The organism is Pseudomonas neuropathica, assembly GCF_015461835.1.
Lineage (GTDB): Bacteria > Pseudomonadota > Gammaproteobacteria > Pseudomonadales > Pseudomonadaceae > Aquipseudomonas > Aquipseudomonas neuropathica.
This window is the reverse complement of record NZ_JACOPX010000007.1, coordinates 57,978-80,068: the sequence shown is the minus strand read 5'-3', so window position 1 is coordinate 80,068 and position 22,091 is coordinate 57,978. Positions and strand designations below refer to the sequence as shown.

Sequence of the window (22,091 nt, the reverse complement as noted above, 5' to 3'; positions counted from 1 at the left end):
CGTTAGTGGCCTCTGTGTAAAGTTTGCGAAGTTTATACCCGTGAAGCTGAGCGCACAATGCGACAGAGTCCAAGCAAAATCAAAGGTTTGCGTTAACACGCTGGTTTTATGACAGATTCTTTGGCGCCAGCGCCTGCAGGACACGGGCCAACCCGGCTAATCGCCGGGCCGCCCTGCTCGTTACAACTCCGGCTCGTCCACACCGCTATAGATCTCGGAATCCTTGTACAAGTCGTGCACATGGCGCACCAGCACCATGATCACCGCCGCCACCGGCAAGGCCAACAGCACACCGGTGAAACCGAACAGCTCGCCGCCAGCCAGAATCGCGAAGATCACCGCCACCGGGTGCAGACCAATACGATCACCCACCAGCAACGGGGTCAACACCATGCCCTCAAGCGCCTGACCAACCATGAACACCGCGACGATCCCGACCATCGGGTACAGATCACCGCCGAACTGGAACAACCCGGCAATCAGCGCTGCGCCAATGCCGATCACGAAGCCCATGTATGGCACGATCGCCGCCAGCCCCGCGATCAGGCCGATCAACAGCCCCAGTTCCAGACCGACAATCATCAGGCCTGCCGCATAAATCACACCCAGCGCCAGCATCACCAGCAACTGACCACGAACGAACGCGCCCAGCACCTCATGACATTCGCCAGCCAGCGCGACTACACGCTCTTCACGATCACGCGGCAGCAGGCTGCGGATCTTGGCCATCATCACGTCCCAGTCGCGCAGCAAGTAGAAACTCACCACCGGGATCAGCACCAGATTGGCCAGCCAGCCGATCAACGCCAGACTGGAGGCCGTTGCCTGACTCAGCACCACGCCGACAATGTCGGTGGTCTGACCCATGTGCTCGCTGATCGCGGCCTTGACCTTATCGAACTTCCAGAAACCGTCCGACAACCCCAGCTTCGACTGCGCCCACGGCACAGCTGTGTGCTGCAACCAGTCGAGCATCTGCGGTGCCAGTTCGTACAGACGCAGCAACTGCTTGGCGAGCATCGGCACCAGCACCAGCATCAGTGCCGTGACGATCAAGGTGAACAGAGCAAACACTGCGATCACGCCCCAAGTGCGCGACAAACCAAGCCGCTCCAGGCGATCCACCAACGGATCGAACAGATAAGCCAGCAGCAGCGCCACCAGAAACGGCGTGAGGATCGGGTGCAGCAACCAGACAAACGCGCAAAGCAGGACTACCCCACCGAGCCAGAACCAACGCCGCGTATCGGCCATGTACCACTCCTGTTGCTTCTATATAAGGAAAGACTTACCAGCGAAACCGCAACGACGGTGCTGCGGGGGTCGTGGCCGGGGCCGCGACAGGTGCTGCACCACCAGCCACTGGCTGTGGCGCCGCCACCGGAACCGGGGCTTCGGCGGGCAACTCCTGCAACTTCGCCAGCGACAACTGCGCACGCATCTGATCGGCGCTGCCATTGACCCGATAAACGATGCGATCGCCATCAACACTTTGCAGACGCACGCCAAACGGCTCGAGTAACCGCAACAGCGCTGCGTAATGTTCAAGATTCATGCCCTGCACTTCCAGAGTCTGCTGACCCGAAGCGCCGGGCTTGGCCACAAATCGTGGCGCCAGACGCTCAGCCACCGCCAGCATTACCGCATCAGCGACAGCGGCCTGATCGGCGCCCTGCACACTGCCCGCCTCTTTCTGGTCGCCCAGCCACAAGTGCCACTTCGCCTGCCATTGCCCGCCTTCTTCGCGGGCATGCACCGCCAGCAAGGCGTCAGCGTTGTAGCGCTCGGAGGCGCCGCGCAACGGTGCCGGATCCGTGCCTTCCAACGCTGGCGCCGTGGCAACCAGTTGCTCGCTCAAGTCCGCCAACGGCAAACGCAATGGCAAACCGCGATGCTGCGCGGCGGTACGCAACGGCGCGGCAGCGGCCTGACCGTCACCGACCAGGCTAGAACCTTCGGCCGAATCGTTCAGCCACCAACTCAGGATCGACGGCCGACTGGCGCCCCACAACGACAGGCCGGCCCGACGCAGCGCCTGCTCGGTGGTCGCCGGATCAAAATCGACCTTCAGCACCTCCGGCGGCCCGGCATCGAAACCGAACTGACTGATAATTTGCTGCGGATCCTTGCGAATCGCCGCCAGCCCCGGGTTTTGCGGAGCCTTCGGATCGCCCGTCAAACGCAGCACCAACGTGTCGAGCGCCGCCTGCGTGGCGCGATCACGTTCTTCCGGAGCCTGGCCATTGACCGGCTCACGCACTTGATAAAGGCCTTTGAGATTTTCGGCGTGACTCGCCAGGCTGAGCAGAGACAAACAACCCACAAACAACAATTTACAAAAACGCATGGAAAATTCCCGTCGACAGGAGCGGCTGGAACAGGCCGCGTGAACCGGTTAAGCAAGGCTGTGACAATCTGCCATCGCAAAACATTCACACGGTAGCGGTAAGTTTTTGCACAGTGATAACGATAGACGGTTAATCGCCACACCTTATACAGGCGTTCATACGGCTCAATTGCAAAAAATTTCCGCTGATATGGCCCTGCCCGTCGGTGCGAGGATGGCCGCTGCCCCTCAAGCCTGATAAAATCGCGCGCCTTCGCAGACCGGCAACAGCCGGGCACCTCGAAACTCGCGTGAGGCCATCGCCACCCTCGATTTCGACGTTCCCGCTGAACTCGGTCGTTACCCCTGAATCCCCTCCCCTAAAGGCCTGGATCATGAGCAAGCAACCCTCCCTGAGCTACAAGGACGCCGGTGTAGACATCGACGCCGGTGAAGCATTGGTCGAACGCATCAAGAGCGTCGCCAAGCGCACTGCGCGCCCGGAAGTCATGGGCGGCCTGGGCGGTTTCGGCGCCCTCTGCGAAATCCCGGCCGGCTACAAGCAGCCAGTTCTGGTTTCCGGCACCGACGGCGTCGGCACCAAGCTGCGTCTGGCGCTGAACCTGAACAAGCACGACAGCATCGGCATCGACCTGGTTGCCATGTGCGTCAACGACCTCGTGGTGTGCGGCGCCGAGCCACTGTTCTTCCTCGACTACTACGCCACCGGCAAACTGAATGTCGACACCGCTGCCCAGGTTGTGACCGGCATCGGCGCTGGCTGCGAACTGTCGGGCTGCTCGCTGGTTGGCGGTGAAACCGCTGAAATGCCAGGCATGTACGAAGGCGAAGACTACGACCTGGCCGGCTTCTGCGTCGGCGTCGTGGAAAAATCGGAAATCATCGACGGCTCGAAAGTCGCCACTGGTGATGCGCTGATCGCTCTGCCATCGTCCGGCCCGCACTCCAACGGCTACTCGCTGATCCGCAAGATCATCGAAGTCTCCGGTGCCGACATCGAAAACATCCAGCTCGACGGCAAACCGCTGACCGATCTGCTGATGGCCCCGACCCGCATCTACGTGAAGCCGCTGCTCAAGCTGATCAAAGACACCGGCGCGGTCAAAGCCATGGCCCACATCACCGGTGGTGGCCTGCTCGACAACATCCCGCGCGTACTGCCAAAAGGCGCTCAGGCGGTGGTTGACGTGGCTAGCTGGACTCGCCCTGCCGTGTTCGACTGGCTGCAAGAAAAAGGCAACGTTGACGAAACCGAGATGCACCGCGTGCTGAACTGCGGCGTCGGCATGGTCATCTGCGTGGCTCAAGAGCACGTTGAAGTAGCCCTGAAAACCCTGCGTGACGCCGGCGAACAGCCTTGGGTCATCGGTCAGATCGCTGCTGCTGCCGAAGGCGCTGCCCAGGTTGATCTGCAGAACCTTAAGGCTCATTAATGTCCGCAACCTGTGATGTCGTGGTGCTGTTGTCCGGCACCGGCAGTAACTTGCAGGCTCTGATCGACAGCACGCGGACCGGCGACAGCCCGGTCCGCATCGCTGCAGTGATTTCCAATCGCGCCGATGCCTACGGCCTGCAACGCGCCAGTGCTGCGGGTATCGCCACCCGCGCGCTGGATCACAAGGCATTCGAAGGTCGCGAGGCCTTCGATGCTGCCCTGATCGAACTGATCGACGAATTCAAACCGAAACTTGTGGTGCTGGCCGGCTTCATGCGCATTCTCAGCGCTGATTTCGTTCGCCACTATCAGGGTCGCCTGCTCAACATCCACCCGTCGCTGCTGCCCAAATACAAAGGGTTACACACTCATCAGCGCGCGCTGGAGGCCGGTGACACAGAGCACGGCTGCTCCGTGCACTTCGTCACCGAGGAACTCGATGGCGGACCACTGGTCGTACAGGCAGTATTACCGGTAGAGTTGCACGACACGCCGCAGAGTCTGGCGCAGCGAGTCCACGTTCAGGAACACCTGATTTATCCGATGGCAGTGCGCTGGTTTGCAGAAGGCAGACTGGCACTCGGTGAACACGGTGCTTTACTGGACGGGCAGTTACTCGCGGCCAGCGGCCACTTGATTCGAAACTAGGAGATTTTATGCGTCGCGCCCTGCTCTTCGCTTGCGCTCTGCTCGCCCTGCCCTTCGCGCAGGCAGCGGACCTTCAACCGTTCTCCGCCAGCTACACCGCCGACTGGAAGCAGTTGCCCATGAGCGGCACCGCCGAGCGCAGTCTGGTCAAGGAAGCCAACGGCGTCTGGAAGCTCAGCTTCAAGGCTTCGATGATGATTGCCAGCCTGACCGAAGAAAGCACCCTGACCCTGGACAAGGACACCCTGCTACCGCAGTCCTACCATTTTGAACGTGGCGGCCTGGGAAAAGCGAAAAAGGCTGATCTGGATTTCGACTGGAGCAGCAAAATGGTCACCGGTACCGACCGTGGCGACGCGGTGAAGATTCCGCTGAATCGCGGTATGGTCGACAAGTCTACTTACCAGTTGGCACTGCAACATGACGTTGCTGCCGGCAAGAAGACCATGAGCTACCAAGTGGTCGATGACGGTGAAGTCGATACCTATGACTTCCGCGTGCTGGGCTCGGAGAAAGTCGAGACCAAGGCTGGCAAGATCGATGCGATCAAGGTCGAGCGTGTGCGCGACCCGACACAAAGCAAGCGCACCACCGTCCTCTGGTTCGCCAAGGATTGGGATTACCTGCTGGTTCGCCTGCAACAGGTTGAAACCGACGGCAAGGAGTACAACATCATGCTCCAGGACGGCACCGTCAACGGCAAAACCGTTAAAGGCAGCTAATCCGCCGCTACATCAAAGAGCCTCGCGAAAGCGGGGCTTTTTTTCGCCTGCGCTTTAGCCCGACGTTTTGTGTAAATCTCGCCCCTCACCCCAGCCCTCTCCCAAAGGAGAGGGAGCCGACCGAGATGTCTGGCGCTATGCATCGACCTGAAAATTGAATCGATTATGGATTCACCAAAGAATGTCCAGGTCGGCGTAGCTCTTTAATTCCCCACGGTCAGTCCCCTCTCCCTTTGGGAGAGGGCTAGGGTGAGGGGCTTTTGAAGTCGAAACTCAAACCGAAAATTTCGCCACCATGCTGTTCAGATCCACCGCCAACCGCGACAACTCCTGACTCGCCGCACTGGTCTGATTGGCCCCCGCCGATGTCTGCATCGCCAGATCACGAATATTCATCAGATTGCGATCCACCTCCCGCGCCACCGCCGCTTGCTCCTCCGAAGCACTGGCGATCACCAGATTGCGCTCATTGATCAGCGTGAATGCCGAGGCGATCTCTTCAAGTGCAGTCCCGGCAGCCTTGGCCAGCTCCAACGTCGAACGCGCACGTACATTGCTTTGCTGCATTGAACTGACCGCCGAATCGGTACCCTGCTGAATCCCGCCAATCATCTGCTCAATCTCTTGCGTCGACTGCTGGGTGCGATGCGCCAAGGCCCGCACCTCGTCCGCCACCACAGCAAACCCACGCCCGGCATCACCGGCCCGCGCCGCCTCGATCGCAGCATTCAGCGCCAGCAAATTGGTCTGCTCGGCAATCGAACGGATCACGTCCAGCACTTTGCTGATGCTATAGACCTTCTGCGCCAGATCTTCTACTTGACTGGCATTGGCCGTCACATCATCGGCAAGCGATTCGATGGACAACACCGTTTGATGCACTTGTTCACGACCATGCTGGGCAATACGATCGGATTCCCGCGACGCTTCTGACGTTGCCACGGCATTGCTGGCAACCTCCTCCACTGCAGCTGTCATCTGATTGACCGCCGTGGCCGCCTGTTCAATTTCCAGGCTCTGCTGGTGCAAACCGCGCGTAGCGTCTTCCGTGACGCAACTCAGCTCCTCTGACGCCGAGGCCAATTGGCTGGAGGACTCCGAGATTTGCCGAATCGTCGCGCGCAAGTTGTGCTGCATGCTCTTGAGCGCCTGCAACAGCCGCGCCGGCTCGTCCTTGCCGCTGATGTTGATGTCGCCGGTCAGATCGCCACCCGCCACCACCTCGGCCACGCCCAGCGACTGTGCCAGCGGCAACACGATGCTGCGGGTCAGCAACAGGGCCAGGCCGATAGTGATCAGCGCGGTCACGCCAATCATCACCCCGACCCACACCCGCGAATTCGTAAACACCAAACGCGCAGCTTCAGTGGCGAGATTGGCATTGTGTTTATTCAGCTCAACCAGTTCGCGCAAAAGCACTGCGATTTCGTCGGCCAAAGGACTCATCTGACCGTTGAGAATGGTCGCGGCCTCCGCGACCCGATTCTGCGCCGACAACTGCATGACCTGTGCCTGAAACTCCAGATACTGGTGCTCGGCAACCTTGAAGCGGTCGAACAGTTTGCGCTCCTCGGGCAACACGATCAGCACGTCATAACGCTGCTGCGCCTCACTGAGCACACCGCGCAATTCATTGAGTTTGGTAACGTTCTGTTCGAGCGCCTGCGGATCACGATTGAGCAACAGACGCATGGTCAACGCTCGCAGGCGCAGCATGTCCTGACTCATCTCGCCGACCGCCATCACGCTCGGCAACCAATTGTTATCGACCTCGTCGGACTGCGCGCGCATGTTCGACATTTGCAGCAAAGCGAACGCGCCAAGAGCAAACACCATCAACGCCAACAAGCCAAACCCCAGGCCGGCGCGCGGGGCAATATTGAGACTACGGATACTCATTGCGCTGGTTCCTTCCAAAAGCGCTGCATCAACCCTGCAGCTGGTTGCTTAAGAAGGTATCGGCCCGGCGAAAATTTGCGTAAGACGAAAAGGCGATATCAAAAGGCCTTGATCCTTCGAACCGTTGGCATTAACGATTCAGCGCGCTTTTACCGGACTTGAGCACCGTTCGCGGCAAGATTGCCAGGAAGTTATCCCGAGCGACTTTTTGCGCAACGTCTTCCGGCAGCGCATCAAGGAACGGTTTGAAACTGCGCATTTCTTCACCGAGCTTATTGAAACGCCCGACCACGTCAGAGCCGAGCATGAAACGTTCCGGATATTTCTCGACCAGCGCCAGCCACTCCGCGCGCGGCGTGCCCTGTTCGTCCAGCAGGTACGGCGTGAGCATGCTCCAGGACAAGTCGATAAACAGGTTGGGATACGCCTCGAGCATGCGCGTCAGCGTGGGCAGCAAGAAATTCAGTTGTGTCTGATGCCGATGAATTTCGGCACTGGTGCCGGCGTGCGCCCAAATGAATCGCGTGTGCGGGTGATTACGCAGCGGCTCTTCGATTTCCTTCAGGTACAGCGGATTTTTCTCACGCTTGGAAGTGATGTTGGAATGCAGCATCACCGGTAGATCATTCTCGGCAGCCAGGTGATAGATCTTGGTCATCGCTTCGTTGTTGGCGCGCGGCGTGTCGCCGGAGGTCAGCGCCGTGAGATCGTCATGCCGGGTAAACACTTCGCCGATGCCCTGCCACAGCCCCGGGTACAGATCGAGCATGCGCTGGATATGTGCGGCGGAGTTCTTGTCGTTGGGGTTGAAGCCGGACAGGAACGGATGAAAGTACGGGCGCTGCTCGGCACTGAGTTTTTGCACGGCATCAGCAACGATCACATCGGTTGCGCTGTACCAGTAGGCGTCAGCGTCGTCACCCGCGTAATAGCGCGGACGCTTGGGTTCGTCTTCGTGCCATTTCTTCGCCACCGGAATGCCGGAAATCATCACATGCTCGATGGAATTGTCCTGCATGGCTGTCAGCAGTTTCGCCATGCCTGCGCTTTCCTGGAAAAAATCCACGTAATGCAGGTGCGCATCGCTGTAGGTGTAATCGCGGGCGCTGGCGCTGCCGGCAACCAGAAGAAGACAGGCAAGACTCAGACGATACAGGGACACAAGTAATCTCCGGGAAGTAGGCATAGCCTAGACCCCGCCCTGACGACAAGGGTTCATCCCGCAGGAAAGTGGAACGCGTGCCGGTGGGAATGCTCTATAACTGCAAGGTCTTTTTTGATCGAACGACTTTTCCTACTGCCTGTGAGGTTCCCATGACCGTTACCGTCAATACCGTCTCCGCTGAAGGTTTTCGTCACACCGTACAGATTGATGATCACGAACTGTTTGCCGACGTGCCCAAATCGGCAGGCGGCGAAGGCTCGGCACCTGAGCCGCACGACTACTTCGATGCAGCCCTCGGCGCCTGCAAAGCGTTGACTCTAAAGATGTACGCGAAGAAAAAAAACATCCCGCTGACCGGCGTCGGAGTCGACGTCAAACGCGACAACAGTGAAGAGCAGAAAGGCAAATACGTCCTGCACGTCACCCTCACCCTCAAAGGCGTACTCACCGACGCCCAGCGCGAGGAACTGCTGCGGGTTGCCGACCGTTGCCCGATTCACAAACTGATGACCACCAGCGAAGTGACGATCGAGACCCACGCCCCGCAAGGCTTCGATAGCCAGTAATCCTCCTGATGCCAGCGGCGGGTTATGCTTCTGGCATCACCCGCTCAGCCTGGAATGCACCATGGACACGCAACCTCTGATCATCCGCCCGCGCGCCGAAGACGTCGAAGGCCAGCCGATTCTGCGTCCGCTGCCGTCAGCCAAATGCCGCAGTGTCGGGCCATTCGTGTTTTTTGATCACATGCTCGAGACGGTTTATCCGACGGGCAAAGGCATGAACATCCGACAGCACCCGCACATCGGTCTGTCGACGCTCACCTATTTGTTTGAAGGCCAACTCCTGCACAAGGACAGCCTCGGCTCCGATCAGGTGGTCGGCGCTGGCGATGTCAGCTGGATGACCGCCGGCAGCGCGATTGCGCACGTCGAGCGCACGCCAGAGCCGCTGTGGAAGCAAAGCTTCACCATGCACGGTTTGCAAATCTGGCTGGCCTCGCCCAAGGAGCACGAGCAAGGTCCCGGGCATTACAGCCATCACCCGGCGGCGACCTTGCCGGTCAGCGATAACCTTGGTGTACAGATCCGCATGATTGCCGGGTCGGGCTTTTGCCTGGAATCGCCGGTACCGGTGCTTTCTCCTACGCTGTATGCGGAAGTGAAGATGCAAACGGCGACCACCCTGCTGATTCCGACCGAGCATGAAGAGCGGGCGGTTTATGTGTTGAGTGGGGATGCGCAACTGAACGGTGAAGCGCTTGAACCGCATGCGCTGGCGGTATTGCCGGCCGGGGAAGAGATAAGTCTGTTTGCCGAAAGTGATGTGCACGCGGTGGTTTTTGGCGGCGCGCCGCTGGATGGGCCTCGGCGGATCAACTGGAATTTTGTCGCGAGCGATCCGGCGGCGATCGATGAGGCGCGGCGCAAATGGGCGGCCGGGGATTGGCCGACGGTGCCGGGGGAAGTTGAGCGGATCGAGTTACCGCGCTGAAAAGCACCCTCACCCCAGCCCTCTCCCGGAGGGAGAGGGCTGGAGTGAGGGGTCTTGCGTCATACATCGACCTGAAAAGTCTTGGCGACTATGGATTCAGCACAGCCCTTTCAGGTCGGCGTTACCCTCAAGCATCCCCCAATCGGTCCCCTCTCCCTCTGGGAGAGGGTTAGGGTGAGGGGCTTTTTGCTCTTCAGGCTTTTGCTTTTCAGGCTTCAGCCCTTGAACACTTCATCCAGCAAATCATGCATCGACTTGAACGCGCGCTTCGCGGTTTTCGCGTCGTACATCATCTTGCCCGGCACATTGGCATGCGGATCAGTGAACGAGTGCACCGCACCGCCATAGCTCAGCAACTGCCAATCGACGTTCGCTGCATTCATCTCGTCTTCAAACGCCGGCAATTGCTCTTTCGGCACCAACGGGTCTGCAGCACCGTGCAGCACCAGCACCGAACCTTTGATGTTCTGCGCGTCGGCAGGATTCGGTGAATCCAGCGTGCCGTGGAACGACACCGCAGCCTTCACCGGCGCACCGGTGCGCGCCAGATCCAGCGCACAGCAACCACCGAAGCAGAAGCCGAACACCGCCAGCTTCGAAGTATCCACCGCCGCTTCGCCCTGCGTCTGCAACTGCTCGAACGCCGCTTGCATACGCTTGCGCAGCAGCGCGCGATCATCCTTCAACGGCATCATCGCCGCGCCGGCCTGATCAGCATTCTGCGGACGCACAGCCTGACCGTAAACGTCAGCGATCAACACCACGTAGCCCTTGGCCGCGACCGACTTGGCGATCTCTTCGGCACTGGCGCTGACGCCCATCCAGTTCGGCGCCATCAACAAACCCGGACGCGCGCCCTTATGCTCGGCGTCGAACGCCAGACGACCTTCATAAGGCTGGCCGTCAATCTGATAGACCACGGAACGTACAGTGACTTCGCTCATTTCTGACTCCTGATTTGCTAAACACCAGAATGAAAAAACCCGCCGAAGCGGGTTTTTCTGCAACTTGGTTAAACCGACAGTTCAACCAGCAGCTTGTTCAGGCGGCGCACATAAGCGGCCGGATCTTTCAAGCTGTCGCCGGCAGCCAGGGCTGCCTGGTCGAAGAGAATGTGCGACAGGTCGCCAAAACGCTCTTCGCTCTGCTCGCCATCGAGCTTCTCGATCAGCGGGTGGCTTGGGTTGAATTCGAAGATCGGCTTCGAATCCGGCACCTTCTGACCGCTGGCTTCGAGGATCTGACGCATTTGCAGACCCAGGTCCTGCTCGCCGATGGCCAGAATGGCCGGCGAGTCGGTCAGACGATGCGATACGCGGACTTCAGCCACGGAATCGCCCAGCGCGGTTTTCAGACGCTCAACCAGACCTTCTTTGGACTTGGCGACTTCTTCTGCAGCTTTCTTGTCCTCTTCCGAGTCCAGATTGCCCAGATCGAGGTCACCGCGCGCCACGTCGACAAAAGTCTTGCCGTCGAATTCGCTGAGGTAGCTCATCAGCCACTCGTCGATGCGGTCGGTCAGCAGCAGCACTTCGATGCCTTTCTTGCGGAAGACTTCCAGGTGCGGGCTGTTTTTGACCTGCGCGTAGGTTTCGCCGGTGAGGTAGTAGATTTTGTCCTGACCTTCCTTGGCACGTGCCAGGTAGTCGGCCAGACCGACGATCTGCTCGCCGTCGTCGCCATTGGTCGATGCAAAACGCAGCAGACCGGCAATTTTCTCTTTGTTGGCAAAGTCTTCTGCCGGGCCTTCTTTCATGACCTGACCGAAGTTCTTCCAGAAGCCTTTGTATTGCTCAGGCTCGTTTTTCGCCAGTTTTTCCAGCATGTCGAGCACACGCTTGGTCAGCGCGGTCTTCATCGAATCGATGATCGGGTCTTTCTGCAGGATTTCGCGCGACACGTTCAGCGACAGGTCGTTGGAATCGACCACGCCTTTGATGAAACGCAGATACAGCGGCAGGAACGACTCGGCCTGATCCATAACGAACACGCGTTGCACGTACAGTTTCAGGCCTTTCGGCGCTTCACGCTGGTACAGGTCGAACGGTGCGCGGGCCGGCACGTACAGCAGCGAGCTGTATTCGAGCTTGCCTTCGACTTTGTTGTGGCTCCAGGCCAGCGGGTTTTCAAAGTCGTGAGCGATGTGCTTGTAGAACTCCTGGTATTCCTCATCCTTCACTTCAGTGCGCGGACGGGTCCACAGGGCGCTGGCGCGGTTGACGGTTTCCCATTCAACGGCTGGTGCTTCTTCGCCTTCTGCTGCTGCCGCTTCTTTCGGCAGTTCGATCGGCAAAGCAATGTGGTCGGAGTACTTCTTGATGATGTTGCGCAGACGCCAGCCATCGGCGAACTCGTCTTCAGCGGCTTTCAGGTGCAGGACGATGCGGGTACCACGTTCTGGTTTTTCGATGGTGGCGACTTCAAACTCGCCCTCACCTTTCGACGACCAGTGCACGCCTTCGCTGGCCGGCGTGCCGGCGCGACGGGAGTACACATCAACCTGGTCAGCAACGATGAAGGCAGAGTAAAAGCCCACACCGAACTGGCCGATCAGGTGCGAATCTTTCTTCTGATCGCCCGAGAGGTTCTTCATGAAATCGGCAGTGCCGGATTTGGCGATGGTCCCCAGGTGGGTGATCACATCGTCACGGTTCATGCCGATACCGTTGTCTTCGAGGGTGACGGTCTTGGCGTCCTTGTCGAAGCTCACACGGATTTTCAGATCAGCGCCACCTTCGAGCAACTCTGGCTTGGCCAGGGCTTCGAAGCGCAGCTTGTCGACAGCGTCAGAGGCGTTCGAGATCAATTCGCGAAGGAAAATTTCCTTGTTGGAATACAGCGAATGGATCATGAGGTGCAGCAGTTGCTTTACCTCGGTCTGGAAGCCCAGGGTTTCCTTTTGAGTTTCCACACTCATGGTCATCAAACTCCAATCAGATGGCAGTGGCCGCGACCCGAAATGGTCGACGGCGGGTTGTCTTGTGAGTTTGGGGCGCTGTTCAGGATTTCAAGGGCTCCTCGATTTTGAAGTGCGCACGTGCGGTGGCAATCGGTTCGCTTTCAGTGCTTTGCCAGGCTGTGATCGCAACGTTGGCGACGCGGCGTCCCTGACGGCAGACCTGACATTTGGCCCAGGTATCGCGGAACTGCCCGGCGCGCAGGTAATCGAGGGAGAAGTCGATAATCTTCGGCACGCCAGGCGCACCGGTGAAAATCAACAGATGCAGGGCAGCAGCCAGCTCCATGAATCCGGCAATCACCCCGCCGTGGATCGCCGGCAATAATGGGTTACCAATGTTGTCCTTGTTCGCCGGCAGCTTGAATAACAGTTCATCACCGACTCGCGAACACTCGATACCGATCAGCCCCGCGTACGGGATCAGTTTCAGCAACGGCGCGTAATCACCCTCTGCATGGGCCTGCTGCAATTGTTTCTTGAGGTCGTCGATCACTGATTTTCTCCCTTGATCGCGCCGCCGAAACCTTTGGTGCCTTTAAGGCCCTTGCCCATGCGCATGAAGGTGCCAACCACATGGGCGATGGGCTGTTCGGGATCATCCTGATAAGCGAAGCCTCGGGCGAATATCACATCGGTGGTCACTCGGTAGCACTGGGCAAAGCCATACACATCCTTGTTCGGCTCGGCGGCGTGCATGTAATCGATGCGCAGATCGAGGGTCGGACACACCTCGAACTCGGGCAACACGCACAGGGTCGACATCCCGCAGGCGGTGTCCATCAATGAAGTAATCGCCCCGCCGTGAATGACTCCGGTCCGGGGATTGCCGACGATTTTTTCGCTGTACGGCAAGATCACCGTAAGCCCTTCGGCCGAGGCGCTGTGCACCTGCAAACCGAGTACCTGACAGTGGCGCAGCGCGGAGAGAAATCGTGTCGCACGCTCAAAAACGGGATTTTCGGCCATATGATAATTACTCTCGTTAGAGCCTTTTGCCAGTAGTGTGCAAAACAGCAAAAGTTCCGTGTAAAAACAAACTTATATATCTGAAAGAAATGAGGAACTTAACCTGTAGCGCCGAGTTCTTAAGGCCAGTAGTTATTTTCCATAAGGAGAAACACCCCATGCGTAAGACTTTTGCTATTGCCTTGATGTTGACCGCTTCCCTCGGTCTCGCTGCCTGCGATAAAAAATCCGAGGACAAAGCTCAAGATGCCAACCAACATGCTGAACAAGCTCAGCAGGACATGAACAAAGCTCAGGATAAAGTGAACGACGCTGCGAAAGAAAACGCCGAAGCTGCCAAAGCTCAGGCTGAATCGAACGCTGCTGCACAAGAAGAAGCTGCCAAGAAGCAATAATTCGCTTTTTGCTGCAGAAAAAAGAAAACCCGCCAAGTGCGGGTTTTCTTTTGCCTGGGAATTAACGCCAGAGCCGCCTTAGAGCAAGACAGTTCTAAAAGTCGGACTAATCATTAGCAACAGCGAACACAATACGCCAACTATCCAGGCCAGACTGCGCAGCTTGGGCAGGTCAGCCAGGTAAAACCACAAGTAGAGGATCCGCGCGATAACGAAGATGATCGCCAATGTATCAATCAGCCAACCTGCAGTTTGTGTGGTATGCGCCATCAGCACACCCACGGCAAACAATATGAATGCTTCGATGCTGTTCTGATGCGCCGCCAGCGCCCTCGCGCCGTAACCGGTCAATTGCGCCTGTTGCTGACGCGGCAGGTGATTGTTGTAACCACCCTGCTCTTTCATCGCCTTGCCTACCGGCATACGCGCGATATAGATCAACAGCGCACTGATAAACACACACCAGAACGGAATACTCATCAAGCGACCTCTCTGTTTGTTTCGGGAAGGGGGGCTTCTGTAGGGGTATAGACCATGACATCGAGAACGTCGGAATGAAACTCCCGGCGATACAGAACCACCACGACGCCGGCACTCATCAGCATGAACAGCCATGGACTGACAAACCAGGCCAGCATGCTCATGCCGAAGTAGTAGGAACGCAAGCCGAAGTTAAACTGGTTGGCAGCCATCGAAATCACTCGCGCCGCCCGTAAGGCGAAGGCCTTACGCTCCTGCTCCGTCACCTGCCGCTCGCCAATCATCGGCGCCGACCCCACCAGAACGGCGGCAAAGTTGTACTGGCGCATACACCAGCTAAAGGTGAAAAAGGCGTAAACGAACACCATCGCCAGACACAGCAACTTGATCTCCGACATGCCCTGCGACGCCTGTTGCACCATCGGGATGTCCGCCAGCAACGAAACCGCCCGCTCTGACGCGCCAAGCACGGTGAGAATGCCGGCGAGAATAATCAATGTGCTTGAGGCGAAGAACGAGGCGTTGCGTTCAAGATTGCCAATCACGCTGGCGTCGGCGATGCGGTTGTCACGCAGCAACATACGGCGCATCCAGTCCTCGCGGTACAGGTGCAGCACACTGGCCAGACACGCTGTGTCGCGGGCTTTCCAGCCGGCATAACGGGTGTAACCGCCCCAGCAGATGACAAACCAGACGGCGGCGAGCAGGTGGATCAGGTTGGCTTGGATGAACGACATGCAATTCCCTGTGGAGTATGGATGCTACCTGTGGGAGCGCCGCCCGGAGCAGGCTCGCTCCCACATTAGGACTTCGGCAACCCTTCGACGTTAGCCTAGGGAAAAAGACACTGCCTGAGGCGCATAAAAAATGCCCCGTATCGATTGATACGGGGCATTTCTGTTTAAGCGTTGAAGACCCGCTTTTGGCGGGTCAGACAACATCAGGCAACCGCTTCGCTGCGCTTGCCCAGCATGCGATCGCAAACTACTGCGACCACCAGGGTCATCACACAGGGCACCAGCCATGCCAGGCCCTGCTCGCTCAGCGGCAGGTGGGACAGCTGCGATGGCATCCAGTCGGCCAGACCGGCGCCTTTCAACGCGTCGATGGTGCCGAACACGAACGATACCAGCATCACCGGACCAAGAATGCGGCCGTGCTCATGCCAGAAGTCTTTGCAGAAGCTCAGCGCCACCAGCACGATGCACGGCGGGTAGATCGCGGTCAGCACCGGGATCGAGAAGGCAATCAGCTTGGTCAGGCCCAGGTTGGACACCAGTAGCGAGAACGCCGCCAGAATGATCACCAGGGTCTTGTAGGACAGTGGCAGCACACGGCTGAAGTACTCAGCGCAAGCACAGGTCAGGCCGACCGCTGTCACCAGGCACGCCAGCGAGATCAGCACCGCGAGGAAACCGCTGCCCAGCGAACCAAAGGTGTGTTGCACGTAGGCATGCAGGACCGCCGCGCCGTTGGTCGCGCCCACCGCCACTTCGTGGCTGCCGGAACCGAGGCGGAACAGGCTGACATACACCAGCGCCAGACCGACACCGGCAATCAGCCCGGCGATGATCGCGTAACGGGTGATCAGCGCGGGCGACTCGACGCCACGGGAGCGGATCGCGTTAACGATGACGATGCCGAACACCAGCGCGCCCAGGGTATCCATGGTCAGGTAACCATTGATGAAGCCTTGGGAGAACGGTGCAGCCACGTATTCCGGCGTACCTTGGCCGATGTCACCCGCCGGCAAGGCGAATGCCGCGATACCGAGCACCGCCAGTGCGATGATCTTCAATGGCGCGAGGAAGCGGCCAACGGTGTCCAGCAACCGCCCAGGGTAGAGCGAGATGAAGAACACCAGCAGGAAGTACACCGAGCTGTAGAGGAACAGTGCCAACGGGCTTTCGCCAGTGAGCGGCGCCAGACCGACTTCAAACGATACGGTTGCGGTACGCGGGGTGGCGAACAACGGGCCGACCGCCAGGTAGCACGCCGCCGCCAGAATGCCGCCGGCTATCTTGCCGATCGGGCTGCTCAGGGCATCCATCGCCCCACCGACCTTGGCCAGTGCAACGACGGTGATCACCGGCAGACCCACCGCAGTGATCAGGAAGCCCAGCGCGGCCATCCAGACGTGAGGTCCGGCCTGCAAGCCCACGATCGGCGGGAAGATGATGTTGCCAGCCCCAACGAACAGGGCAAATGTCATAAAGCCAAGTGCCAGGATGTCCTGACCTTTCAAAACTTTCATTAAGGTAATACCACACTACTGAAATCGGAATTTAGAGGGGGATTGCCCTGTGTAATTAGGGAAATGCTGTCGATCCGTATGGGACTGACCCTTAAAGCGCGTTGCATGCCTTGTGGGCGGCAGACGCAAAAATGGCTGCTAGCCTAACGAATTTGTCGTGCGAACGCACTGTTAGAGGGCGAACTATCCGATACGCGACGTTTCTGTGTCGCGTTTTTGCATGTAATTGGGCGAAAGCCTATAAATCAGCGAATGTCAGAAACGACAAAGGCCACCCGAAGGTGGCCTTTGTTTGGTAAAGCGTCAGCTAAGCGCGAGGCTTACTTGACAGCCCAACCGGTCAGCTCGGCCAGGGCCTTGCCGATGTCTGCCAGCGAACGCACGGTTTTCACGCCTGCGTCTTGCAGTGCAGCGAATTTCTCGTCTGCAGTGCCTTTGCCGCCAGAGATGATTGCGCCAGCATGGCCCATGCGCTTGCCCGGAGGAGCAGTCACACCAGCGATGTAGGAAACAACCGGCTTGGTCACGTGTGCCTTGATGTAGGCAGCCGCTTCTTCTTCAGCCGAACCGCCGATCTCACCGATCATGACGATCGCTTCGGTCTTCGGGTCTTCCTGGAACAGCTTCAGGATGTCGATGAAGTTCGAACCCGGAATCGGGTCACCACCGATGCCGACGCAAGTCGACTGACCGAAACCGGCGTCAGTAGTCTGCTTGACAGCTTCGTAGGTCAGGGTGCCGGAACGCGAAACGATACCGACCTTGCCTGGCAAGTGAATGTGACCTGGCATGATGCCGATCTTGCATTCGCCTGGGGTGATCACGCCTGGGCAGTTAGGGCCGATCAGGACTACGCCCAGCTCGTCGCACTTAACTTTAGCGTCCAGCATGTCCAGGGTAGGAATGCCTTCGGTGATGCAGACGATCAGCTTGATGCCGCCGAATGCCGCTTCCAGGATCGAATCTTTGCAGAAAGGAGCCGGAACGTAGATAACGGAGGCGGTAGCGCCAGTGGCTTCTACTGCGTCTTTAACGGTGTTGAACACTGGCAGACCCAGGTGCTCGGTGCCGCCTTTGCCTGGAGTTACGCCGCCAACCATCTTGGTGCCGTATTCGATGGCTTGCTGGGTGTGGAAACTACCTTGCGAACCGGTAATACCCTGGCAGATAACTTTGGTGTCTTTATTGATCAGGACGCTCATTATTTGCCCTCCGCAGCTTTGACAACTTGTTGAGCAGCGTCGGTCAGGCTGGTAGCCGCGATGATGTTCAAACCGCTTTCTGCCAGTACTTTAGCGCCCAGCTCAGCGTTGTTGCCTTCAAGGCGAACAACAACCGGGATTTTCACGCCGACTTCTTTCACAGCGCCGATGATGCCTTCGGCAATCATGTCGCAGCGAACGATGCCGCCGAAGATGTTGACCAGTACTGCAGCGACGTTGGTGTCGGACAGGATGATCTTGAACGCTTCAGTTACGCGTTCTTTGGTAGCGCCACCACCTACGTCGAGGAAGTTGGCTGGCTTGCCGCCATGCAGGTTGACGATGTCCATGGTACCCATGGCCAGGCCAGCACCGTTGACCATGCAACCGATGTTGCCTTCCAGTGCTACGTAGTTCAGTTCGAACTTGGCAGCGTGCGCTTCGCGCGGATCGTCTTGCGACGGATCGTGGAAAGTCTTCAGCTTAGGCTGACGGTACATGGCGTTGGCGTCGATGTTGATCTTGGCGTCCAGGCAGTGCAGATCGCCGTCAGCCTTGATCACCAGCGGGTTCACTTCCAGCAGAGCCAGGTCGTGATCCTTGAACAGTTTGGCCAGACCTACGAAGATCTTGGCGAACTGAGCAACCTGCTTGCCTTCCAGACCCAACTGGAATGCCAGCTCGCGACCCTGGAATGGCTGAGCGCCAACCAGTGGATCGATAGTGGCCTTGAGAATTTTTTCTGGAGTGTCGTGAGCGATTTTCTCGATGTCCACGCCACCTTCGGTGGAAGCCATGAACACGATGCGACGGCTCGAACGGTCAACGACAGCGCCCAGGTACAGCTCTTTAGCGATATCAGTGCACGATTCAACCAGGATCTTGGTGACTGGCTGGCCATTGGCGTCAGTCTGGTAAGTCACCAGACGCTTGCCCAGCCACTGCTGTGCGAAGGCTTTGGCGTCTTCTTTGCTGCGAACCAGCTTGACGCCGCCCGCTTTACCGCGACCACCGGCGTGGACCTGGGCTTTGACAACCCACTCGCTGCCGCCGATTTTGTCGCAAGCTTCTGCTGCTGCTTCCGGGGTGTCTACTGCGTAACCAGTGGAAACTGGCAGGCCGTATTCAGCGAACAGCTGCTTACCCTGATACTCGTGAAGATTCATGCTTTTTACCGTCTTCGTTAGGTACTGCGCATTCGGCGCTGCGCTCGTTTGAGTGCCGCGCCACCTGTGACTGCTGCTTGCGTAGCTGAGCTACGCAAGACTGCGTCCAGCGGACATTCCGCGGTGAGACTTGCTCGCAAGGCTCACGACGGGCCGTTACCGCCGTGGTTTCTTATTGTCTGTTAACGCTTTTTGCGGTTGGCAATGTGGATGGCGCCGCCATTCACAGCCAGAGCAGCTTCGTGCAAGGCTTCAGACAGGGTCGGATGGGAGAAAACCATCATGCCCAGGTCTTCAGCGCTGGTGCCGAATTCCATACCGATCGCGCCCTGCTGAACCAGTTCTGCAGCGCTCGGGCCAATCACGTGCACGCCCAATACGCGGTCAGTCTTGGCATCAGCGATGACCTTGACGAAACCACCGGTATCGTTGGCGGCCATGGCACGGCCGGAAGCGGCGAACGGGAAGGTGCCGACGTTAACTTCAACGCCTTCAGCTTTCAAGGCCTGCTCGGTTTTGCCAACCCACGCGATTTCCGGGTGAGTATAAATAACCGAAGGGATCAGGTCATAGTTCATCTGGGCTTTGTGGCCCTTGATGCGCTCGACAACCATGATGCCTTCTTCCGAAGCTTTGTGAGCCAGCATCATGCCGCGAACCACGTCACCGATGGCGAATACGCCCGGTACGGTGGTCGCGCAGTGATCGTCAACGTGCACGAAACCGCGCTCGTCGAGGGTCACGCCGCTGTCGGCAGCCAGCAGATCAGTGGTCACCGGACGGCGACCAACGGCTACGATCAGCTTGTCGAAAGTGATGGTCTGTTCGCCGTTGGCATCGGTGTAGTTCACAACGACTTCGTCGCCGTTCACTTTCGAGCCGGTTACGCGAGCGCCCAGTTTGATGTCCAGACCTTGTTTGGTCAGGGTTTTCAGCGCTTCCTTGGAAACAGCGGTGTCCGCTGCCATCAGGAAGGTGTCCAGTGCTTCCAGAACAACGACTTCGGAGCCCAGACGCGACCACACCGAACCCAGTTCCAGACCGATCACGCCAGCGCCGATAACGCCCAGACGCTTAGGTACGGACTGGAATTCCAGAGCGCCAGTCGAATCAACGATGACTTTCTGATCAACCGGAGCCGGTGGAATGTCGATCGGACGCGAGCCTGGAGCCAGGATGACGTTTTCAGCTTCGATGACTTCAACCGAGCCGTCTGGCTTGGTGACTTCGACTTTCTTGCCAGCCAGCAGTTTGCCGTGGCCCTGAATCGAAGTAACGCCGTTGGCCTTGAACAGAGTGGCAACGCCGCCGGTCAGGTTCTTGACGATGCCAGCCTTGCGGCCAACCATCGCAGCGACGTCCATTTTGACTTCGCCAGTCGAGATACCGTGAACGTTGAAGCTTTCTTTCGCTTCCTTGTATTTCCAGGAACTGTCGAGCAGCGCCTTGGAAGGAATGCAGCCCACGTTCAGGCAGGTGCCACCCAGGGCTTGCTTGCCTTCTGCGTCGGTGTACTTCTCGATGCAGGCAGTGGTCAGACCCAGCTGCGCGGCCTTGATGGCAGCCACGTAGCCACCAGGGCCAGCACCGATCACTACTACGTCAAATTTCTGCGACATTCAAAAAATCCTCTTTAGCGAAAAGCTTCAAGCCGCGCGCTCCAAGCCAAGCTGCCCTTTCCTGCAGCTTGAAACTTGAAGCCCGCGACTGCTTCTATCAGATATCCAGCAACAGACGAGCCGGATCTTCCAGCAGGTTCTTGATGGTCACCAGGAAGGTCACAGCTTCTTTGCCATCGATCAGACGGTGATCGTAGGACAGTGCCAGGTACATCATCGGACGGATAACCACCTGACCGTTGATGGCCATAGGACGCTGGATGATGTTGTGCATGCCCAGAATCGCTGCCTGCGGCGGGTTGACGATCGGGGTCGACATCATCGAACCGAAGGTACCACCGTTGGTGATGGTGAAGGTACCACCGGTCATCTCGTCCATCGACAATTTGCCGTCACGGGCTTTCTTGCCGAAGGTGGCGATGCCGCCTTCGATTTCAGCCAGGCTCATCAGCTCGGCGTTACGCAGAACCGGAACAACCAGGCCACGGTCGCTGGAAACGGCAACGCCGATGTCCGCGTAGCCGTGGTAAACGATGTCGCCGCCGTCGATCGACGCGTTGACAGCCGGGAAGCGTTTCAGCGCTTCGGTAGCAGCCTTGACGAAGAACGACATGAAGCCCAGGCGTACGCCGTTGTGGGACTTCTCGAACAGATCCTTGTACTTCGAACGCAGGGCCATGACTTCAGTCATGTCGACTTCGTTGAAAGTGGTCAGCATCGCCATGTTCGACTGTGCTTCAACCAGACGCTTGGCCACGGTGGCACGAACGCGGGTCATCGGTACGCGCTTCTCGATGCGGTCGCCAGCGGCGAACACAGGAGCAGCAGCCGAAGGAGCAGCAGCCTTGGCAGGTGCGGCAGCCGGAGCGGCTTTCTTGGCAGCAACAGCAGCAACCACGTCTTCCTTGGTCACACGACCGCCCTTGCCGGTGCCGGCAACGGAAGCGATGTTGATGCCGTTTTCTTCAGCCAGCTTGCGCGCAGCAGGCGCAGCAACAGGATCGTCTTCGCCTTCGGCAGCAGCTGGAGCAGCGGCAGCGGCCGGAGCAGCAGCGGCGGCTGGGGCAGCGGCAGCAGCGCCGCCCGCTTCGATGGAGCCCAGCACTTCGTCGGACAGAACGGTGTCGCCTTCGTTCTTGACGATTGCGCCCAGCACGCCATCAGCGGTAGCCAGAACTTCCAGTACGACTTTGTCGGTTTCGATGTCGACGATCAGGTCGTCGCGCTTGACAGCGTCGCCCGGTTGTTTGTGCCAGGTGGCAACGGTGCCATCGGCAACCGATTCCGGGAAAGTGGGGGCTTTGATCTCGATAGCCATTATCTGTGGTTCCTTAAATTCG

General features: G+C 58.3%; 21 protein-coding genes. 6 read left to right on the top strand and 15 right to left on the bottom strand.

From position 1 onward, the window contains the following. Nucleotides 1-180 precede the first annotated feature (180 nt). Together H8F23_RS11540 and H8F23_RS11535 are read right to left on the bottom strand one after the other, a co-directional pair. On the bottom strand, nucleotides 181-1,254 hold the full coding sequence (locus H8F23_RS11540; RefSeq protein ID WP_194934459.1) for an AI-2E family transporter: 1,074 nt from the start codon (nucleotides 1,252-1,254) through the stop codon (nucleotides 181-183). Nucleotides 1,255-1,288: 34 nt separating this feature from the next. Further along, complete coding sequence (locus H8F23_RS11535; RefSeq protein ID WP_194934457.1) at nucleotides 1,289-2,347, bottom strand: DUF2066 domain-containing protein; 1,059 nt, start codon at nucleotides 2,345-2,347, stop codon at nucleotides 1,289-1,291. Between the two features lie 374 nt (nucleotides 2,348-2,721). On the opposite strand from H8F23_RS11535, the gene purM reads away from it, so the two are divergent. Genes purM through H8F23_RS11520 form a run of 3 tightly spaced genes read left to right on the top strand, consistent with a single transcriptional unit; the run spans nucleotide 2,722 to nucleotide 5,152 of the window. Beyond that, nucleotides 2,722-3,780, top strand: a complete 1,059-nt coding sequence (gene purM, locus H8F23_RS11530) for a phosphoribosylformylglycinamidine cyclo-ligase (protein WP_099758397.1) — start codon at nucleotides 2,722-2,724, stop codon at nucleotides 3,778-3,780. Beyond that, nucleotides 3,780-4,430 (top strand): phosphoribosylglycinamide formyltransferase, encoded by a 651-nt coding sequence (gene purN, locus H8F23_RS11525; RefSeq protein WP_093439988.1) that lies wholly within the window; start codon nucleotides 3,780-3,782, stop codon nucleotides 4,428-4,430. The genes purM and purN overlap by 1 nt, the downstream gene beginning before the upstream one ends. Nucleotides 4,431-4,438: 8 nt before the next feature. Beyond that, on the top strand, nucleotides 4,439-5,152 hold the full coding sequence (locus tag H8F23_RS11520) for a DUF3108 domain-containing protein (RefSeq protein WP_194934456.1): 714 nt from the start codon (nucleotides 4,439-4,441) through the stop codon (nucleotides 5,150-5,152). Nucleotides 5,153-5,425: 273 nt separating this feature from the next. On the opposite strand, the gene H8F23_RS11515 is transcribed toward H8F23_RS11520, so the two are convergent. Further along, entirely contained in the window at nucleotides 5,426-7,051 is a 1,626-nt protein-coding gene (locus H8F23_RS11515) for a methyl-accepting chemotaxis protein (RefSeq protein WP_194934455.1), read from the bottom strand. A 130-nt stretch (nucleotides 7,052-7,181) separates the two neighbouring features. Continuing rightward, entirely contained in the window at nucleotides 7,182-8,237 is a 1,056-nt protein-coding gene (locus H8F23_RS11510; RefSeq protein WP_228759200.1) for an amidohydrolase family protein, read from the bottom strand. 128 nt (nucleotides 8,238-8,365) lie between these two features. On the opposite strand from H8F23_RS11510, the gene H8F23_RS11505 reads away from it, so the two are divergent. Next, nucleotides 8,366-8,782 (top strand): OsmC family protein, encoded by a 417-nt coding sequence (locus H8F23_RS11505; RefSeq protein ID WP_194934453.1) that lies wholly within the window; start codon nucleotides 8,366-8,368, stop codon nucleotides 8,780-8,782. 61 nt (nucleotides 8,783-8,843) lie between these two features. Continuing rightward, the gene (locus tag H8F23_RS11500) at nucleotides 8,844-9,710 is read left to right on the top strand and encodes a pirin family protein (protein ID WP_194934452.1); all 867 of its coding nucleotides are present in this window, start codon (nucleotides 8,844-8,846) and stop codon (nucleotides 9,708-9,710) included. Nucleotides 9,711-9,925: 215 nt separating this feature from the next. On the opposite strand, the gene H8F23_RS11495 is transcribed toward H8F23_RS11500, so the two are convergent. The 4 genes from H8F23_RS11495 to H8F23_RS11480 form a co-directional block, all read right to left on the bottom strand. Further along, nucleotides 9,926-10,654 carry a dienelactone hydrolase family protein gene (locus H8F23_RS11495; RefSeq protein ID WP_194934450.1) on the bottom strand — a complete coding sequence of 243 codons (729 nt, stop codon included), beginning with the start codon at nucleotides 10,652-10,654 and terminating at the stop codon, nucleotides 9,926-9,928. Between the two features lie 68 nt (nucleotides 10,655-10,722). Further along, nucleotides 10,723-12,627, bottom strand: coding sequence for a molecular chaperone HtpG (htpG, locus tag H8F23_RS11490; protein ID WP_026000821.1), 1,905 nt, complete (start codon nucleotides 12,625-12,627; stop codon nucleotides 10,723-10,725). A gap of 82 nt (nucleotides 12,628-12,709) precedes the next feature. Further along, nucleotides 12,710-13,162 (bottom strand): PaaI family thioesterase, encoded by a 453-nt coding sequence (locus tag H8F23_RS11485; protein WP_194934449.1) that lies wholly within the window; start codon nucleotides 13,160-13,162, stop codon nucleotides 12,710-12,712. Then, complete coding sequence (locus H8F23_RS11480; protein WP_093439939.1) at nucleotides 13,159-13,635, bottom strand: PaaI family thioesterase; 477 nt, start codon at nucleotides 13,633-13,635, stop codon at nucleotides 13,159-13,161. The genes H8F23_RS11485 and H8F23_RS11480 overlap by 4 nt, the downstream gene beginning before the upstream one ends. 158 nt (nucleotides 13,636-13,793) lie before the next feature. Between H8F23_RS11480 and H8F23_RS11475 the strand changes: the two genes are divergently transcribed. Further along, on the top strand, nucleotides 13,794-14,030 hold the full coding sequence (locus tag H8F23_RS11475; RefSeq protein WP_007919867.1) for a hypothetical protein: 237 nt from the start codon (nucleotides 13,794-13,796) through the stop codon (nucleotides 14,028-14,030). 78 nt (nucleotides 14,031-14,108) lie between these two features. On the opposite strand, the gene H8F23_RS11470 is transcribed toward H8F23_RS11475, so the two are convergent. From H8F23_RS11470 to odhB, 7 genes are all read right to left on the bottom strand, one after another. Further along, the gene (locus H8F23_RS11470; protein ID WP_194934448.1) at nucleotides 14,109-14,510 is read right to left on the bottom strand and encodes an MAPEG family protein; all 402 of its coding nucleotides are present in this window, start codon (nucleotides 14,508-14,510) and stop codon (nucleotides 14,109-14,111) included. Beyond that, nucleotides 14,510-15,247 (bottom strand): DUF599 domain-containing protein, encoded by a 738-nt coding sequence (locus tag H8F23_RS11465; protein WP_194934447.1) that lies wholly within the window; start codon nucleotides 15,245-15,247, stop codon nucleotides 14,510-14,512. The genes H8F23_RS11470 and H8F23_RS11465 overlap by 1 nt, the downstream gene beginning before the upstream one ends. 203 nt (nucleotides 15,248-15,450) lie before the next feature. Beyond that, the gene (gene brnQ / locus H8F23_RS11460) at nucleotides 15,451-16,764 is read right to left on the bottom strand and encodes a branched-chain amino acid transport system II carrier protein (RefSeq protein WP_194934446.1); all 1,314 of its coding nucleotides are present in this window, start codon (nucleotides 16,762-16,764) and stop codon (nucleotides 15,451-15,453) included. A gap of 320 nt (nucleotides 16,765-17,084) precedes the next feature. Further along, nucleotides 17,085-17,966 carry a succinate--CoA ligase subunit alpha gene (gene sucD, locus H8F23_RS11455; protein ID WP_008082972.1) on the bottom strand — a complete coding sequence of 294 codons (882 nt, stop codon included), beginning with the start codon at nucleotides 17,964-17,966 and terminating at the stop codon, nucleotides 17,085-17,087. Further along, complete coding sequence (sucC, locus tag H8F23_RS11450; protein WP_007919879.1) at nucleotides 17,966-19,132, bottom strand: ADP-forming succinate--CoA ligase subunit beta; 1,167 nt, start codon at nucleotides 19,130-19,132, stop codon at nucleotides 17,966-17,968. Before sucC ends, sucD begins: the two co-directional genes overlap by 1 nt. 182 nt (nucleotides 19,133-19,314) lie before the next feature. Then, nucleotides 19,315-20,751 (bottom strand): dihydrolipoyl dehydrogenase, encoded by a 1,437-nt coding sequence (lpdA, locus tag H8F23_RS11445; protein ID WP_007919881.1) that lies wholly within the window; start codon nucleotides 20,749-20,751, stop codon nucleotides 19,315-19,317. A gap of 97 nt (nucleotides 20,752-20,848) precedes the next feature. Continuing rightward, nucleotides 20,849-22,069: a 2-oxoglutarate dehydrogenase complex dihydrolipoyllysine-residue succinyltransferase gene (gene odhB / locus H8F23_RS11440; RefSeq protein WP_099758392.1), complete on the bottom strand. Its 1,221-nt coding sequence runs from the start codon at nucleotides 22,067-22,069 to the stop codon at nucleotides 20,849-20,851. Between the last annotated feature and the right edge of the window lie 22 nt (nucleotides 22,070-22,091).

Bases quoted from the DNA above. Each gene is read 5' to 3' on its own strand.
- H8F23_RS11495 (WP_194934450.1), bottom strand. From the start codon at position 10,654: ATGAGCGAAGTCACTGTACGTTCCGTGGTCTATCAGATTGACGGCCAG.
- lpdA (WP_007919881.1), bottom strand. From the start codon at position 20,751: ATGTCGCAGAAATTTGACGTAGTAGTGATCGGTGCTGGCCCTGGTGGC.
- H8F23_RS11470 (WP_194934448.1), bottom strand. From the start codon at position 14,510: ATGAGTATTCCGTTCTGGTGTGTGTTTATCAGTGCGCTGTTGATCTAT.
- H8F23_RS11535 (WP_194934457.1), bottom strand. From the start codon at position 2,347: ATGCGTTTTTGTAAATTGTTGTTTGTGGGTTGTTTGTCTCTGCTCAGC.
- H8F23_RS11510 (WP_228759200.1), bottom strand. From the start codon at position 8,237: ATGCCTACTTCCCGGAGATTACTTGTGTCCCTGTATCGTCTGAGTCTT.
- purN (WP_093439988.1), top strand. From the start codon at position 3,780: ATGTCCGCAACCTGTGATGTCGTGGTGCTGTTGTCCGGCACCGGCAGT.
- H8F23_RS11520 (WP_194934456.1), top strand. From the start codon at position 4,439: ATGCGTCGCGCCCTGCTCTTCGCTTGCGCTCTGCTCGCCCTGCCCTTC.
- H8F23_RS11500 (WP_194934452.1), top strand. From the start codon at position 8,844: ATGGACACGCAACCTCTGATCATCCGCCCGCGCGCCGAAGACGTCGAA.
- sucD (WP_008082972.1), bottom strand. From the start codon at position 17,966: ATGAGCGTCCTGATCAATAAAGACACCAAAGTTATCTGCCAGGGTATT.
- sucC (WP_007919879.1), bottom strand. From the start codon at position 19,132: ATGAATCTTCACGAGTATCAGGGTAAGCAGCTGTTCGCTGAATACGGC.
- H8F23_RS11540 (WP_194934459.1), bottom strand. From the start codon at position 1,254: ATGGCCGATACGCGGCGTTGGTTCTGGCTCGGTGGGGTAGTCCTGCTT.
- H8F23_RS11475 (WP_007919867.1), top strand. From the start codon at position 13,794: ATGCGTAAGACTTTTGCTATTGCCTTGATGTTGACCGCTTCCCTCGGT.
- H8F23_RS11505 (WP_194934453.1), top strand. From the start codon at position 8,366: ATGACCGTTACCGTCAATACCGTCTCCGCTGAAGGTTTTCGTCACACC.
- H8F23_RS11465 (WP_194934447.1), bottom strand. From the start codon at position 15,247: ATGTCGTTCATCCAAGCCAACCTGATCCACCTGCTCGCCGCCGTCTGG.
- H8F23_RS11480 (WP_093439939.1), bottom strand. From the start codon at position 13,635: ATGGCCGAAAATCCCGTTTTTGAGCGTGCGACACGATTTCTCTCCGCG.
- H8F23_RS11515 (WP_194934455.1), bottom strand. From the start codon at position 7,051: ATGAGTATCCGTAGTCTCAATATTGCCCCGCGCGCCGGCCTGGGGTTT.
- brnQ (WP_194934446.1), bottom strand. From the start codon at position 16,764: ATGAAAGTTTTGAAAGGTCAGGACATCCTGGCACTTGGCTTTATGACA.
- purM (WP_099758397.1), top strand. From the start codon at position 2,722: ATGAGCAAGCAACCCTCCCTGAGCTACAAGGACGCCGGTGTAGACATC.
- odhB (WP_099758392.1), bottom strand. From the start codon at position 22,069: ATGGCTATCGAGATCAAAGCCCCCACTTTCCCGGAATCGGTTGCCGAT.
- htpG (WP_026000821.1), bottom strand. From the start codon at position 12,627: ATGAGTGTGGAAACTCAAAAGGAAACCCTGGGCTTCCAGACCGAGGTA.